General features: G+C 68.4%; 16 protein-coding genes and 1 pseudogene. 3 read left to right on the top strand and 14 right to left on the bottom strand.

Annotation, left to right across the window (positions count from 1 at the left end):
* The first annotated feature begins 42 nt into the window (after nucleotides 1-42).
* Entirely contained in the window at nucleotides 43-2,445 is a 2,403-nt protein-coding gene (locus tag ACIBK4_RS05870) for an MMPL family transporter (protein WP_398992975.1), read from the top strand.
* A gap of 22 nt (nucleotides 2,446-2,467) precedes the next feature.
* Here the strand turns inward: ACIBK4_RS05870 and ACIBK4_RS05865 are convergent, their stop codons facing one another.
* The 6 genes from ACIBK4_RS05865 to ACIBK4_RS05840 form a co-directional block, all read right to left on the bottom strand.
* Nucleotides 2,468-3,259: a TetR/AcrR family transcriptional regulator gene (locus ACIBK4_RS05865; RefSeq protein WP_398992454.1), complete on the bottom strand. Its 792-nt coding sequence runs from the start codon at nucleotides 3,257-3,259 to the stop codon at nucleotides 2,468-2,470.
* 11 nt (nucleotides 3,260-3,270) lie between these two features.
* The gene (locus tag ACIBK4_RS05860) at nucleotides 3,271-3,807 is read right to left on the bottom strand and encodes a thiol-disulfide oxidoreductase DCC family protein (RefSeq protein WP_398992452.1); all 537 of its coding nucleotides are present in this window, start codon (nucleotides 3,805-3,807) and stop codon (nucleotides 3,271-3,273) included.
* On the bottom strand, nucleotides 3,804-4,211 hold the full coding sequence (locus ACIBK4_RS05855) for a hypothetical protein (RefSeq protein WP_398992450.1): 408 nt from the start codon (nucleotides 4,209-4,211) through the stop codon (nucleotides 3,804-3,806). Before ACIBK4_RS05855 ends, ACIBK4_RS05860 begins: the two co-directional genes overlap by 4 nt.
* 96 nt (nucleotides 4,212-4,307) lie before the next feature.
* Nucleotides 4,308-4,718 carry a VOC family protein gene (locus tag ACIBK4_RS05850; protein WP_398992448.1) on the bottom strand — a complete coding sequence of 137 codons (411 nt, stop codon included), beginning with the start codon at nucleotides 4,716-4,718 and terminating at the stop codon, nucleotides 4,308-4,310.
* A gap of 69 nt (nucleotides 4,719-4,787) precedes the next feature.
* Nucleotides 4,788-5,390 (bottom strand): hypothetical protein, encoded by a 603-nt coding sequence (locus tag ACIBK4_RS05845; RefSeq protein ID WP_398992446.1) that lies wholly within the window; start codon nucleotides 5,388-5,390, stop codon nucleotides 4,788-4,790.
* Between the two features lie 321 nt (nucleotides 5,391-5,711).
* Nucleotides 5,712-5,855 carry a hypothetical protein gene (locus tag ACIBK4_RS05840; protein ID WP_398992444.1) on the bottom strand — a complete coding sequence of 48 codons (144 nt, stop codon included), beginning with the start codon at nucleotides 5,853-5,855 and terminating at the stop codon, nucleotides 5,712-5,714.
* A gap of 410 nt (nucleotides 5,856-6,265) precedes the next feature.
* Here ACIBK4_RS05840 and ACIBK4_RS05835 point away from each other — a divergent pair, with 410 nt between their 5' ends.
* Entirely contained in the window at nucleotides 6,266-6,994 is a 729-nt protein-coding gene (locus tag ACIBK4_RS05835) for a hypothetical protein (protein ID WP_398992442.1), read from the top strand.
* Here the strand turns inward: ACIBK4_RS05835 and ACIBK4_RS05830 are convergent.
* The 8 genes and pseudogenes from ACIBK4_RS05830 to ACIBK4_RS05795 all read right to left on the bottom strand — a co-directional run bounded on the left by ACIBK4_RS05830 (nucleotide 6,956) and on the right by ACIBK4_RS05795 (nucleotide 12,994).
* Nucleotides 6,956-7,669: a LiaF transmembrane domain-containing protein gene (locus ACIBK4_RS05830; protein WP_398992440.1), complete on the bottom strand. Its 714-nt coding sequence runs from the start codon at nucleotides 7,667-7,669 to the stop codon at nucleotides 6,956-6,958. The two genes, ACIBK4_RS05835 and ACIBK4_RS05830, sit on opposite strands and share 39 nt — an antisense overlap.
* 48 nt (nucleotides 7,670-7,717) lie before the next feature.
* Nucleotides 7,718-8,047 carry a hypothetical protein gene (locus ACIBK4_RS05825; RefSeq protein WP_398992438.1) on the bottom strand — a complete coding sequence of 110 codons (330 nt, stop codon included), beginning with the start codon at nucleotides 8,045-8,047 and terminating at the stop codon, nucleotides 7,718-7,720.
* On the bottom strand, nucleotides 8,044-8,643 hold the full coding sequence (locus tag ACIBK4_RS05820; RefSeq protein ID WP_398992437.1) for a hypothetical protein: 600 nt from the start codon (nucleotides 8,641-8,643) through the stop codon (nucleotides 8,044-8,046). Before ACIBK4_RS05820 ends, ACIBK4_RS05825 begins: the two co-directional genes overlap by 4 nt.
* Nucleotides 8,644-8,788: 145 nt before the next feature.
* Nucleotides 8,789-9,568 (bottom strand): succinate dehydrogenase iron-sulfur subunit, encoded by a 780-nt coding sequence (locus tag ACIBK4_RS05815; protein WP_398992435.1) that lies wholly within the window; start codon nucleotides 9,566-9,568, stop codon nucleotides 8,789-8,791.
* Entirely contained in the window at nucleotides 9,568-11,322 is a 1,755-nt protein-coding gene (gene sdhA / locus ACIBK4_RS05810; RefSeq protein ID WP_393036195.1) for a succinate dehydrogenase flavoprotein subunit, read from the bottom strand. Before sdhA ends, ACIBK4_RS05815 begins: the two co-directional genes overlap by 1 nt.
* 30 nt (nucleotides 11,323-11,352) lie before the next feature.
* A complete protein-coding gene (locus tag ACIBK4_RS05805; RefSeq protein WP_026150201.1) occupies nucleotides 11,353-11,835 on the bottom strand; it encodes a succinate dehydrogenase hydrophobic membrane anchor subunit in 483 nt (160 codons plus the stop codon).
* 5 nt (nucleotides 11,836-11,840) lie between these two features.
* Nucleotides 11,841-12,272 (bottom strand): annotated as a pseudogene (sdhC, locus tag ACIBK4_RS05800) (succinate dehydrogenase, cytochrome b556 subunit); the annotation flags it as partial.
* A gap of 209 nt (nucleotides 12,273-12,481) precedes the next feature.
* Entirely contained in the window at nucleotides 12,482-12,994 is a 513-nt protein-coding gene (locus ACIBK4_RS05795) for a 2-oxo-4-hydroxy-4-carboxy-5-ureidoimidazoline decarboxylase (RefSeq protein ID WP_398992432.1), read from the bottom strand.
* A 218-nt stretch (nucleotides 12,995-13,212) separates the two neighbouring features.
* On the opposite strand from ACIBK4_RS05795, the gene ACIBK4_RS05790 reads away from it, so the two are divergent.
* Nucleotides 13,213-14,901 carry a glycoside hydrolase family 20 protein gene (locus ACIBK4_RS05790; protein ID WP_398992430.1) on the top strand — a complete coding sequence of 563 codons (1,689 nt, stop codon included), beginning with the start codon at nucleotides 13,213-13,215 and terminating at the stop codon, nucleotides 14,899-14,901.
* Nucleotides 14,902-14,960: the final 59 nt, after the last annotated feature.

Below are 14,960 nucleotides of genomic sequence, written 5' to 3'. Positions count from 1 at the left end.
GTCAACTCGGTTGCGAATAAGGAGCGTTGAAGCGTGGCGGCATTGGCACGGTGGTGCTATCGGCACCGGCTGGTGGTCCTGTTGGTGTGGGTGGGGGCACTGTTCGGCCTGGGCCTGTCGGCCTCGACGGCCGGTACGAACTACGCGAACGTGTTCTCCCTCCCGGACACGGACTCCAAGCGCGCGTACGACCTGATGGAGAAGGCGTTCCCGAACAGCTCGGGCGACACCGACACGGTGGTCTGGAAGGTCGACTCGGGTTCGGTCAAGGACCCGTCCGTACAGACCCGGATCCAGCCCGTGCTCGACAAAATCGCCCGCATGAAGGGCGTCGGCGGAGTCACCGGCCCCTATTCGGGCGCCCGGGGCGCGACGCAGATCAGCTCCGACGGGACGATCGCGTACGCGCAGATCACCTTCGCCGAGCAGGCGAACGCCGTCCCCAAGGACCTCGTCCAGAACGTCGTGGACACCGCGCAGAACGCCGAACGCAAGGGCCTGAAGGTCGAACTGGGCGGCCAGGCCGTCCAGCGCGTGGAGGAGCCGCCGGGCGGCATAGCCGAGGGCGTCGGCATCCTCGCGGCGGCGATCGTCCTGTTCCTGGCCTTCGGCTCGTTCTACGCGATGCTGCTGCCGATCGGCGTCGCGATCTTCGGCGTCGGCACCGGCCTGTTCTCCACCCAGCTCCTCAGCCACACCACTGACATCCCCGACCTGGCGCCCCTGCTGGCCACCCTGATCGGCCTCGGCGTCGGCATCGACTACGCCCTGTTCATCGTCACCCGGCACCGACGCGGCGTCCAACGCGGCCTGGATCCCGAGGAGTCGGCGGTCATCGCCCTCAACACCTCGGGCCGCGCGGTGCTGTTCGCGGGCGGCACGGTGTGCATCGCGCTCGCCGGCATGCTGGTGACGAACCTGCGCTTCCTGGACGGCGTGGTCATCGGCACCTCGCTCACGGTCGTCCTGAGCGTGCTCGCCGCCACGACGCTGCTGCCCGCCCTGCTCGGCTTCCTGGGCGTGCGGGTGCTCAGCCGCAAGCAGCGCCGCAAGCTGGCCGCGACCGGGTCCGAGCCGGAGCGCACCGACAACCTCGCGGCCCGCTGGTCGGCCGCCGTGCAGAAGCGCCCGCGCCGGATCGCCGCGTTCGCCCTCGTAGTGATGGCCGTCCTCGCCTTCCCCATCCTGTCGCTGCGCCTCGGCGCCACCGACCAGGGCAACGACGACACCTCGACGACCACCAGGCAGGCGTACGACCTGCTCGCCGACGGCTTCGGGCCGGGCTTCAACGGCCCCCTCCAGGTGGTCACTTCGGGCGGCGACACCGCGACACTGGTCAAGAACATCCAGGCGACGAAGGACGTGGCCCAGGTCGCCGCCCTGCCGCCCGCGAACGGCGTGACGGTGATCCAGGTCGTCCCGAAGACCTCACCGCAGTCCGTGCAGACGGACGACCTGATCGACACCCTGCGCGACAAGGTCATCCCCGAGGCGGGCGTGACCGGCCACGTAGGAGGTGTGACCGCGATCTCCAAGGACTTCGCGACCGTCACGGGCGACCGCCTCCCGCTCTTCGTCGCGACGATCATCGGCCTGAGCTTCCTGCTCCTCCTGCTGGCCTTCCGTTCCCTGGTGGTGCCGTTGACGGCCGCCCTGATGAACCTCATCGCGGCGGCGGCCTCCTTCGGTGTCCTGGTGGCGATCTTCCAGTGGGGCTGGGGCCTGGACCTGCTGGGCCTCGGCAAGGAGGGCCCGATCAACGCCTTCCTGCCGGTCATCATGCTGTCCCTGCTGTTCGGCCTCTCCATGGACTACCAGGTGTTCCTGGTCAGCCGTATGCACGAGGAGTGGGTGCACACCAAGGACAACGCCCGCGCGGTCCGCGTCGGCCTGGCGGAGACCAGCCGTGTCATCAACAGCGCGGCCCTGATCATGGTCTGCGTCTTCCTGGCCTTCGTCCTCAGCGGCAACTCCGGCGCGGCGACGGCGGGCGTCGGCCTGGCCGCCGCGGTCGCCCTCGACGCCTTCATCCTGCGTACGGCCCTGGTGCCGGCCGCGATGCACCTCCTGGGCAAGTCCAACTGGTGGCTGCCCGGCTGGCTTGACAAGGCGCTGCCGCACCTCGCCGTGGAACCCGCCGAGGAGCCCGTAGAGGCCGCTCCGGAGGGCCCGGCATCGGCCGTCCACGGTTTCGTCCGTACGGCCGAGGGCGAGCCTCTGGAGGGCGCCGCGGTGACCCTCCTGACGGCGGGCGGACGCCAGCTGGACCGCGTCGAGACCCTGGCGGACGGCTCGTACATCGTCTCGGTACCGGGCCCGGGGACCTATCTCCTGGCGACGACGGCGACGTCGTACGGATCGATCGCCCGCCACGTGGAGGTGACGGACGGTCCGCTGATCCACGACGTCGAGCTCGTGGAGGGCGAGGTGGACGCCGTCAACTGACGCCGTCCACCGGCCCTGGTGCTCAGGGGCGTTCGTCGTCGGCGGGTCCGGCGGCGGGCGCCCCGCGCTTCTTCTTGGCCTTCGCCGGGTCGGGCAGCGCGTGGGTCATGCCCGGCAGGAAGTCCGTGAACAGCTCGTGCACCTCCAGGACGAGCGGCCGCAGCACCCGGAAGCGCGCGAGGGACACCCCGCGCGCGGTGAGCCGTGCTCCGCGCTCGGCGAGCCGGTAGCTCCGCTCGCGTCCCTCGGTCCGGTCGAACACCCAATAGAGCACGAGCCCCATCTGGGAGAGCCACATCAACTCCGGGAGCACGTCCCGCAGTTCCGGCGCCACCTTGGTCTTCGCGCCGAACAGCACCTCCTTGTGGACGCCGATGGCCTGCACACGCGCGTGCTCGCTCTCCGCGGAGAACGGGCTCAGGGGGCTGTCCGGGTCGGCGGCGTTCTTGAAGAACTGCACCGCGAACTCGTGGTACGGCCGCGCGACGTCCAGCCACACGCGCAGCACGCCCGCGAGCCGCGCCTCCAGATCGGTCTCCCGGTCCAGCACCTCGCGGACCGCGAGCCGGTGCTCCTCGGCGAGCCGGTCGTAGAAGCCCTGGATCAGGTGCTCCTTGCCGGCGAAGTAGTAGTACGCGTTGCCGACCGAGACGCCCGCCTCCTTGGCGATCGCCCGCATCGTCGTCTTGTCGTAGCCGTGCTCCTGGAACAGCCGCATGGCCGTCTCCAGGATGAGGGCACGGGTCTGCTCGGACTTCGCGGACCTGGCGGGCGTACCGCCGTCCTCTTCGGGGCTGTCGTTCTTCGCGGGCACGGGGACAGAGCCTATCCAGTGGGGCAGGAGCCGTCGGCGCAGCCCGGTCCGGTGTAGGTCCACCCCTGATGCGGGTCGTACGACCAGCCGTCGCCCCGCCGGTACGTGCGCCCGCCCCACTGCCGGGCGTTGGCCTGCCCGGCGCCCCACTGCGCCCCGCGCCACTTGGCGGCGCCGAGCACGGCGCCCTTGGCGAGCCGGGCCCCGGTCGGGGTGCTCAACCGGTGTGCCAGGGGCCGCTGTTCGCGCAGGGCCCACAGGGTGACGATCCAGGCGGCGGCACCCTGGTAGACCTGCCCGGAGTCGCCTATGACGGTGATCTCGTCGAGGGTGGCGCGGTGGTCGAGCCCGGGAAAGCGTTGCCGGGCCTCTTCGGAGGATGCCGGTACCAGCTCCAGGGGCACCAACTGCGGCTGCCGTACGAGCCAGTCGCGGACGAAGGTGCACAGGGAGCAGTCGGCGTCGTAGAGGACGGTGAGCCCGTGGACCGGGACGCGCGAGGCGTCCCGGTCCTGGGTCCCGCCGAGGGCCGGGGCCACCCCCGTCACGCCCCGGCCGTCGGCGGAACCCACCCCTGCGGCGCGATGGGCGGCACCTGCTCCCGCTCCATGACCCCCCGCCGCCGGATCTTGTTCAGCACGAACACGTTCCCCAGGTGCATCACCCCGAGCACCAGCAGCACCACGCCCACCTTCGTCGACAGGGCCTCGAAGATGCCCCGGGTGTCGTCGATGGTGCCGTCGCCGCTGAGGTACAGGGCGACGAACCCGAGGTTGACGAGGTAGAAACCGACCACCAGGAGGTGGTTCACGGCCTCCGCGAGTTTTTCGTTCCCCCGTAGGACGTCGGCGAGGAAGATCCGCCCGTTGCGGCTGAGGGTGCGGGCCACCCAGACGGTGAGTCCGATGCTGACGACCAGGTAGATGACGTAGGCGACGACCGTGCGGTCCATGCGCCTCCCCCTTCTTGAACACGTTCAAAAGTGCTGACAGGAAGAACTGTAGGAGCATTTTTGAACGTGTTCAACTTGCCTGCGCTGGGACCTGCGTCACACCCGCCGCGCCAGCTCCGGACGCTTCGAGTAGTCCGTGAATCCGATGACGTTGCCCCAGGGGTCGGCGATCTCGACGGTCCATCCGGTGGCTACGGAGAAGGGTGGGTCGAGGGGGCTGATTCCGGCGGCGGTGAGGCGCTGGGCGGCCTTCCGTGCGTCGGGGACCTCCAGCCAGGCGCGGGGTGAGGGCCAGGGGGGTGGCCGGTGTCCGAGCCCGTCTTCCTGCCGCAGGAGCACTCCAGGGGTCTCGCCGCCGACCTTCAGGATCGCGATCCCTGCCTCGTCTAGCCGGTACCCGACGGTGAATCCGGCACGCTCGTAGAAGGGGACGGCCTCGGTGAGGTTCCCTACGGGGAGGAGGAGGTTGTCGAAGCCGAGCAGTTCGTACGACTGGTCATCTGACATACCGTCAGAGTAGGTGGATGATCCTCGGGAAGCGGTGATTGCCGCCGGTGGTGGCCTGTGCGAGTGGGCTCACTGGCCGAAGTGGCGGGGTGTCCGTCCGCGTCCGGGAGGCACGGCGAATGACGCGTCCCAGCCGCTGGGCAGCGGAGCGATTCTGCTGAAGTCGTAGCGGGCTGCTTCGATCAGTCCGTCGAGGCTGTCGACGCGGCTGCGCAGTGTGAACACGTGATCGCCGACGATCGATCCGCTCGGCAGGGAGCCCGAGACCGTGTACTCGTCCAGGATCTCGTCGATCCGCAGAACCTGCCCGAGCGCTCCCTCGTATGCGGCCTGGACGTGCTCGAACGCCGAGGGCAGGGAGCGCATCCGCTCGCCGTACATGCTGTCGAGACGCGAGGAGAGAGCCACCCGCAGTGGAGGCAGTGGCTCGCCGACGCGGGCCCGGTCCAAGTAGTAGTCCAGGGTGCGCAGTTCGGGCACGATGGTGGTCTTGAACGAGGTCGCCGCGTTCGTGGCCGCGCGCAACTCCCTCAGATTCGCCTGGCGTTGGTCGTAGTCCCGGCCGTCGCGGGCGGTGCTGCGGGTCTGTGCGTACGCCACGGCGCCCACGAAAGAGGCGGCGACGGCGCCGACGTAGGCAGCAACTGCCTCAGGCGACCACAGAGTTGTCACCCGGCGCCCCCTCCAGACCTGCCTTCTTCGATCGATTCTAGAAGCAGTGACGATCGTGGAACCAGGTACCGGGGGCGCGCCTGTGGGGCGCAGGCGGCCGGCTCCTGATCAAGCCGGCCGCTTGCCGGAAGTGGACTCGCAGCTGAAGGCGGATATCAGTGCGCCGAGTTGGCGGGAGCTGGTGGTGAGGATGGTTGCCGTCGGGTCGTCGCTTTCGCTGAGGAAGATTGTTGCGGTGGGGGTGGTGGCGAGGAAGACGCGGGGGAGCCTTCCTCGCTGTAGGTCGACTTCTGCCAGGTCGGTCCAGGCACGGGGCGTCTCTCAGGTGTCTTGGGTGATGCGGTGGATGGGGTCGAGGGATGCTTCTGGTTGCAGGGCGACTGCCTCCATCCGGTCCAGGATGAGTCGGTACTTCTCCAACTGCCCTGAGGCATGGATGAGTTCGCTGCCGAGTGACTCGGGCACCCACTCCTCGTGGCGTTCCCCGGCGCCGAACTCCTCTCCCTCTTGCTCCCGGTGACGCCTTCCGAATTCCTGGGACCGGGCACTGCCAGGGTCCCTGGGGCGGCGGACAACGCAGGGCCTCGCCCTGGCTGTTGATGAGCCGCTCGGGCCGCCAGCAGTGCCGCTCCCCTTGCCGGAGGGGAAGGGTCCATACTGATCAGCGTTCACGAGCGCATGGGGGAGGCGGGTGCGTGCGAAGGGTGCTGGCGGTGCACTTCGTGCCGTGTGCGCTCTTTGTCGGTTGCCTGTATGGACTGGTTCGAGCGGGGAGCTTCTCGGGGCGTAGTGACTGGAACGCCGTCCTGCCGTCGAATCCGGCTGCCGCCGCCGGGGATCTTCTTCTGGTCGGGGCCTGCGCTGCCGTACTCGGCATGCTCCTCCAGCCCTTCCAAGTGCGGGCGGTACGGGTGTTGGAGGGGTACTGGGACCGGTGGCCGATAACGGCTGGATTCGCCGGGGTGTTGATGGAGTTGCAGCGTCGCCGTGGACAGGCGCTCGCCGATCGGGCCGATGCCGAGGCCGACGCCAGTCCTGACGCCCAGCGGGTCGCGGCCGATGCCGCCAGGCGTCTGAACACCCTGCCGGACGCCGCTCTTCTGCCCACCGCGCTCGGCAACGCTCTCAGGTCGGGTGAGTTCAGCGCGGGAGAGCGCTACGGACTCACCACCCTTTCATCGTGGCCGCGTATCTATCCGCAGGTGTCCGCCCCGCTTGCCCGGGCTCTGAGTTCGGCCCGGGACACCCTGGACACAGCGGTCAACCTCTGCCATGCCTTCCTCGCCTGCACCGCTCTCCTCCTGGTGGCCCTCTATGACGAACCAGGTGGATGGTGGCTGATCGCGCTCGCGCTGGGTTCCGCCGCAGTGGCGTACAAGGGAGCGGTGATCGGGGCCCAGGCGTATGCGGGGCTCATGCATGTGGTGTACGACCTGCACCGTTTCGACCTTGTCGACGCCCTGCACCACCCACTGCCGGACCGCGACGGGGAGTGGGCGCTCTTCCAGCGCCTCTCCGATCGGCTCGCGGGGCGCCGCGTGAACCTGCCCTACGCGCACGGGAGTTCACGTCCGGACGAGACTGAAGGCCCCGGCCAGCCCTAGCAGGTGCAGACCGACTTCGCGAACCGTATCGGCATCGGCGCCCGCTCGCGGACCCGTGTCGCTGACGCGGGTGAGGACGGTGCCGGCGGTACGGACCGTGACGGGCCAGTCCCTGGGCACGGTCAGATGGACATGCCCGGCCACCGCCGTGACCTGGACCGTCAGATTGCCGTCGAGAAACGAGTCGGTCAGATCGGCACGCAACTCACCTGCTATCGCACGGAGTACCACCTGCGACGTGTCTGTATGGCTGCCGAGCCCGTCCGCGGTACGGACCCGGCCGGTCGCCAGTACACGTGTCCACCGGTGGGACTCCATCTCGTGAGAGGACAGCACCAGCGCCAGACCAATGACGATCAGAGCGGCCGGTGCGACGAAGTCGGTCAGGCTGCGGGCACTGATGCCGTGCGCCGCCGCCAGCCCGCCCAGCGCCAAGGCGGCGAGCAGGCCGGGTGCGATGAGCGAGCCGGGCGTGATGGCCGAACGCAGCAGATTCAGCAGGGCGAGGGCGAGCAGCAGCCAGGGCCACCAGGACGAGAGCCAGTCCGCGGCGGCCCGGATCCGGTGCGTGCTGTCGCCGAGGGCGAAACTGCCGACGATCAGGACGGCCAGGCCGAGCCACAGGCGGGAGCGTTGACCACTCCGGCCCCCGGTCCGACCCCCTGCGCCCGCCACGGGGGCCATCGTAGTGGGGTGATTGCAGGGGCTTCTGGGGTGGGGCGGCTACCGATTGAATTCGAAGCGCGCCCTGTTCGCCCATTCGAGCTCGGCTTCCAAGGCTTCGTAGTCCCCTGCGCACGCCACGTGGACGGACGGGGGCAGGTCGCGGAATCGGCAGTTACCTGTGTGGGCGGCTTGGAATGTGGCGTTGTACTGGGCGAGATAGCTGTCCATCGCCAGGGCGCCACCTTTCAGCGTGGCATGCCAGGCGGACATGGTGTCGTCTCGGTGGGCTGGACCGATCAGAGTCTCGCATTGATACCCCCGGCAGCCGGCGGTGTGCGGTGGTTCGATCCCGCCGAGGCCCGGCAAGGTCATGGCATGGGATGTCATGCGTTCTCCCTCGGTTTGGCGATCGCGCTCAACGTGGACCCGCGCCTTCGGCGCAGCTGCGTGTTCTTGCGGAAGGTGGCAAGCGTCCATGCCGCCTCAGCGACGGTGCACAGCAGCACCAGCCCCGCGGCCGCCCATCGGCATGGGGCTTGTTGGCCGCCGTCTGGTGGGAGCAGGACGGTGACGATGCCGAGGCCCAACAGGACAGTTCCCGCGTTGAAAAAACGGACGGCCCAGTTGTTGTTGCGCGCCCACCGCTTGTAGTCGTCGCCCTGCCATGCGTACAGCCGGGTCAGCTGTGCCTCGTCTTCGGGGCTGTTGTCGAGGTCGTACCAGTCGTGGATGTCCTGGCGTGAGTAGAAGAACTGGCGTGAGTAGTAGTGCAGTTGGATGCTGGCCAGCAGAGCCATCGAGGTGGCCACGAGCATCAGCAGGCTCACGCCAGGCCAGTAGAAGATCTTCTTGTCCTTGTCCGCTGCTGCGACGACTCCGGCCAGGGCCAGCGCGGCCCCGGTGAGGAGTGGGGCGGCAATGGAGTGGGCTTCTTTCGATGCGTGCCCGTATCCCAGCGGCACGGGTGCTCGTAGCAGCGCCATGTTCCCCCTCCCGGGCCGACTGGCCTCAGGTGAGGAGTGTGACGGCGGAACGTGTTCGTCGGCAGGAGTGCAAACCGGCCAAAAACACCAGAGGGCCCTGTTCCCGAAGTGACGGAAACAGGGCCCTGATGCAGGCTAGGGAAAGTCAGAACCGCCGAGTGATCAGCGCCCGCTTAACTTCCTGGATCGCCTTGGTGACCTCGATGCCTCGCGGGCACGCGTCCGTGCAGTTGAAGGTCGTGCGGCAACGCCACACACCGTCACGGTCGTTGAGGATCTCCAGGCGCTGTTCGCCCGCCTCGTCGCGGCTGTCGAAGATGAAGCGGTGGGCGTTGACGATGGCGGCCGGGCCGAAGTACTGGCCGTCGTTCCAGAAGACCGGGCACGAGGACGTGCACGCGGCGCACAGGATGCACTTCGTGGTGTCGTCGAAGCGCTCGCGGTCCTCCGCCGACTGGAGGCGTTCCCGGGTCGGCTCGTTCGTGTCCTTCGTGATCAGGAACGGCATCACGTCGCGGTACGCCTGGAAGAACGGGTCCATGTCGACGACCAGGTCCTTCAGGACCGTCAGACCCTTGATCGGCTCGACCGTGATCGGCTTCTCGGGGTTGAGGTCCTTGATCAGGGTCTTGCAGGCGAGACGGTTCTTGCCGTTGATCCGCATCGCGTCCGAACCGCAGATGCCGTGGGCGCAGGAACGGCGGAAGGTGAGCGTGCCGTCCAGGTCCCACTTGATCTTGTGGAGGCCGTCGAGGACGCGCTCCTTCGGGTCGATCTCCAGCTGGAAGTCTTCCCAGACCGCTTCCGCCGAGACCTCGGAGTTGAAGCGGCGGATGCGGAAGGTGACCGTGATGTACGGGGAGTCGGCGAAGCCGGGCTCGGGCTGGCCGGCCGCTTCTTCCTTGTCCAGAACAGGGGTTGCCATCAGTACTTACGCTCCATCGGCTGGTAGCGGGTCTGCACGACCGGCTTGTAGTCGAGACGGATGGACTCGGTGCCGTCGTCGCCGACCTCGCGGTACGCCATGGTGTGGCGCATGAAGTTGACGTCGTCGCGGTTCGGGTAGTCCTCGCGGTAGTGACCGCCGCGGGACTCCTTGCGGGCGAGGGCGGAGACCGCCATGACCTCGGCGAGGTCCAGGAGGTTGCCGAGCTCGATCGCTTCCAGCAGGTCCGTGTTGAACCTGCGGCCCTTGTCCTGGATCGAGACGTTGCGGTAGCGCTCGCGCAGCTCCGCGATCTTCTCGACCGCCGTCTTGATCGTCTGCTCGGTGCGGAACACCATGACGTTCGCGTCCATGGTCTCCTGCAGCTCGCGGCGGATGACCGCCACCCGCTCGGTGCCCGTGGAGTTGCGCAGGTGCTCGACCTGGTCGATGACCTGCTGCGCCGGGTCCTCCGGCAGCTCGACGTACGACGCCTTCTGGCTGTACTCCGCCGCCGCGATGCCCGCCCTGCGGCCGAACACGTTGATGTCCAGGAGGGAGTTCGTGCCGAGACGGTTCGCGCCGTGCACCGACACGCACGCGACCTCGCCGGCCGCGTACAGGCCCGGGACCACCGTGGTGTTGTCCGTGAGGACCTCACCCTCGACGTTCGTCGGGATGCCGCCCATCGCGTAGTGCGCGGTGGGCTGGATCGGGATCGGGTCCGTGTACGGCTCGATGCCGAGGTAGGTGCGCGCGAACTCCGTGATGTCCGGGAGCTTCGCGTCCAGCTGCTCCGGCGGGAGGTGCGTCAGGTCCAGGTACACGTGGTCGCCCTCGGGGCCACAGCCGCGGCCCTCTCGGATCTCCGTGTAGATCGAGCGGGATACGACGTCCCGGCTCGCCAGGTCCTTCATCACCGGCGCGTACTTCTCCATGAAGCGCTCGCCGTCCTTGTTGCGGAGGATGCCGCCCTCACCGCGGGCGCCCTCCGTCAGCAGGATGCCCATGCGCCAGATGCCGGTCGGGTGGAACTGGAAGAACTCCATGTCCTCCAGCGGCAGACCCCGGCGGTATACGGCGGCCTGGCCGTCGCCCGTCAGGGTGTGCGCGTTCGACGTCACCTTGAAGAACTTGCCGCAGCCGCCCGACGCGTAGATCACGGCCTTCGCCTGGAAGACGTGGATCTCGCCGGTCGCCAGCTCGTACGCGACGACGCCCACCGACGTCTTCACGCCGTCGACATCGGCGATCAGCTGGTCGAGGACGTAGAACTCGTTGAAGAACTCCACGCCCTCCTTCACGCAGTTCTGGTACAGCGTCTGGAGGATCATGTGGCCGGTGCGGTCGGCCGCGTAGCAGGACCGGCGGACCGGGGCCTCGCCGTGGTTACGGGAGTGGCCACCAAAACGCCGCTGGTCGATCGTGCCGTTCGGCGTGCGGTTGAACGGCAGGCCCATCTTCTCCAGGTCGAGGACCGAGTCGATGGCCTCCTTCGCCAGGATCTCGGCGGCGTCCTGGTCGACCAGGTAGTCGCCGCCCTTGATCGTGTCGAAGGTGTGCCACTCCCAGTTGTCCTCCTCCACGTTGGCGAGCGCGGCGGCCATACCGCCCTGCGCGGCGCCCGTGTGGGAGCGGGTGGGGTAGAGCTTCGTCAGTACCGCGGTGCGGCTGCGCTTCGTCGACTCGATCGCGGCGCGCATACCGGCGCCGCCGGCGCCGACGATGACGGTGTCGTATTTGTGGATCTTCATCAGAATTCCTCAGTCCCTCAGCCCGGTGGCCTAGCGGATGTTCGGGTCGAAGGTGAAGATCACCAGCGTGCCCAGCAGGATGGTGAACACCGTGGCGGTGTAGAGCAGGCCCTTGAGCCACAGCCGGGTGTTCGCGCGCTCCGCGTAGTCGTTGATGACCGTGCGCAGGCCGTTGGCGCCGTGCAGCATCGCCAGCCAGAGCATCAGCAGGTCCCAGACCTGCCAGAACGGCGAGGCCCAGCGGCCCGCCACGAAGGCGAAGCCGATCTTGGAGACACCGCCGTCCAGCACGAGCTGGATCAGCAGGTGGCCGAGGACCAGGACGACCAGCACGACACCGGACAGGCGCATGAAGAGCCAGCCGTACATCTCGAAGTTGCCCCGGGTCGACTTCGGGGTCTTCTTGGTGCGCTTGCGGGGAGCCTCGATGAGGGGCGCGGGGTTGTCCACGGTGTAGACGGACGCGCTCTCCACGGGGCCGATGCCCGACGCTGCGGTTTCAGTCGTAGACATCTGGGTCAGCTCCCGAACAGAACACGAGCGGCGTGGCCGAGCACGGGGTAGATCGCCCCGAGCATGAGCACGAGCCACAGGCCTACGACGGACCAGAGCATCTGCTTCTGGTAGCGCGGGCCCTTCGACCAGAAGTCGACGGCGATGACGCGCAGGCCGTTGAGGGCGTGGAAGAGGATCGCGGCGACGAGGCCGTACTCCAGCAGTGCCACGATCGGCGTCTTGTAGGTGGCTACGACCTTGTCGTAGTCCTCGGGGGAGACACGCACAAGAGCGGTGTCCAGCACGTGTACGAACAGGAAGAAGAAGATGAGGACGCCGGTGACTCGATGAGCCACCCAGGACCACATTCCTTCCCGGCCGCGGTACAGCGTTCCAGCCGGCACGGAAGCCCTCCGGGAGCGGGGATGTAGGGCCGCGCCGGCTTCTCTGTCGGTCGGGCCCGGCCGGGTACGGTCCTCCGGCCCTCAGCATCGTATCCAGGCGTTGACGCCGGTCTTACGGCGGGCCTGCCTGTGTGATCAAACTGGCACCCAAAGGGGTACGTACGGGCTAGTTTCGGGCGGCTAGTGGGGTGGGGGTTCTTGTTGTTTGCCGGGTGCTGCGCCGTTGTGGCTGGGTGCGCCCCGCGGCGGAGCCGCAAATGTCACAGCCCCGCGCCCCTAAAAACCTGCAGCAACCGCCCTCTTGCCAGGCGCCGGAGTTCCTCTGCCACCACCACCCGTTCCTCCTCCGGGTCGTTCGTCAGGCGTGAACGGATGCCGGCCAAGACGTGGTCGAGTACCTCGTCCGGGGCCACCCCATCCACGCAGATGACGAACACATGCCCGAACCTCGCCTCGTATGCCGCGTGGGCCGCGTCCAAGGCCATATGTGCGGCCTCGTACGTGTCGTCCGGGAGGACCGGGAGCGACTCGCCCGACAGTGCTTCCGCCAGGTCCCCGGGTGTCAGGTCGTACGACGCCTCGTCGGATGCGGCGAGTAGGGCGTCGAGGTCGGGGTAGGGGCGGTGGTCTGTGAGGCGGCGGGTCCAGCGGTGGCTGTGGAGGCAGTTCAGCAGAGCGGGCCGGATGTCGTCGGCGGGCGCGGAGTTGAAGCCCTCCAGCGATTTCGGGGACCGCGACGTGCGGGACTGCTCGGGCAGCGCCGGTATGGCCACTCGGCCGGGGAGGTCGGGGAGCTGGGGAAGGCGGTGCGCTGGCAGGGTGGGTCCTCGCGTCGCGGACGGTGCGGCAGGGGAGGTAGTGAGAGGTGCGTCACCAGATTATCGGGAGTGGTCATGAGGTGTCCGACAGATGCCCGAATTTCACCCGGACGGGAGAGTTTCGGAACGTGTGGTGGACACCCGCGATCCACCCGGGGCCGTAGGTTGGCGCCGTGAGCCAGCACAGGCGCCGCTCGTCGGCGAAGCAGGTGAAGCAGGGGAAGCAGACCAAGCCGAAGCGCGGGTTGATCGCGGTCGCCGTCGCCACTGCCGTGGTCGCGGGCGGGGTGGGGCTCGGGCTGTGGGCCGCCTCCGGCGACGAGGGGGGTTCCGGGGATACGGCGGTCGGGTCCGGGGACGAGACCTCCGCCGCCTCGCGCGGCGCGGCCTCCCGGTCCGCTTCCCCTTCCCCCACGCCGAGTCCGACCCGGTCGTATCCGCTGTCGCAGACGCCCCGCACCATCCCCGCCGTGCGCTCCCACACTCCCGCGCGCGGTCCCGGGTGGCGGCCCGTCAAGGGGTACCGGGTCGTCGTCGACGACGCCGACCTCGTCGACGAGGGGCGGCTGATCGCCGGGGAGCTGGGGCTGACCTACGGCGGCGAGGCGAGTGACGTGCGCGCCGGGGACGTACGGCTGGCGCTGAACGACGACGAGGGCGCGAACCCGGAGTCGTATGCCATGACCGTGCGCGGTGGGCGGGTGAATATCAGTGGGCCTTCGGACGCCGGGGTGTTCTACGGGACCCGCACCCTCAAGCAGGAAGTGCACGGGGGCGGTACGGCGCCGGAGGGTGTCGTGCACGACCAACCCGCCAAGCCGCGGCGGGGGTTCATGCTGGACATCGCACGCAAACCGTTCACCGCGGGCTGGATCGAGGACCGGGTACGGGAGTTGGGCGACCTCAAGTTCAACGAACTGGGGCTGCACTTCTCCGACGACCAGGGGTTTCGGATCCAGTCCACGACCCATCCCGAGGTCGTGTCGAAGGATCACCTCACCAAGGCGCAGGTGAAGAAGATCGTCGATCTCGCGGCCAGTCGGCACATCACCGTCGTGCCCGAGATCGACTCGCCGGGGCACTTGGGTGCGGTGATCGCCGCTCATCCCGATCTGCAACTGCGGAACGTCTCGGGTGTCGCCACGCGCGGTGCGATCGACATCTCCAAGGACGCGTCCGCCGCGATCGTGGATGAACTCCTCGATGAATACGCCGGGTTGTTCCCGGGTGACCAGTGGCACCTCGGCGGCGACGAATATCAGGCGCTGACCGTCGCCAACCCCCAGGCGTCCTTCCCGCAGCTGACGGCCGAGGCCACGAAGGCCTACGGCTCCGGCGGGACCGTCGCCGACCTCACCACCGGCTGGCTCAACGACCGCGCCGACACGATCCGCAACCACGACCGCACGATGCGGGTGTGGAACGACGGCTTCCTCAAGGGGACTTCGGTGACGGCGGCCAAGGATCTCCAGGTCGCGTACTGGACGGGCAAGGAGATCGGCGCCCGGCAGCCCGTCGCGTATCTGAGCGCGGGGCGCAAGGTCCTCAACTACAACGACGAGTACCTCTATTACGTCCTCGGTGAGCCGCAGACCTTCGTCTACCCGACCGGGCGGCGGATCTACGAGCAGTGGACCCCGCGCGTGCTGCGCGGTACGACGGCCGTCCCCGCGAAGTACGACGGCCAGATCCTCGGCGGGTCGTTCGCGGTGTGGTGCGACCTCGCCAACTCGCAGACCCAGAACCAGGTCGCGGCGGGTATTCGTATGCCGCTGCGGGCCACCGTCCAGAAGTTGTGGGACCCGGGGACGCCCGCGCTGACCTGGACGCAGTTCAAGTCCCTTGCGGACAAGGTGGGTTGAGCGGGGCGGTCGGCGCGGTTGGACGGGCGAGGGTCGGGGAACGTATGTTCCCCTCTCTT

Source organism: Streptomyces sp. NPDC050528 (assembly GCF_044457795.1).
Taxonomy (GTDB): Bacteria; Actinomycetota; Actinomycetes; order Streptomycetales; family Streptomycetaceae; genus Streptomyces.
The sequence above is the reverse complement of the archived record's forward strand: the minus strand, read 5'-3'. Positions and strand labels throughout refer to the sequence as shown.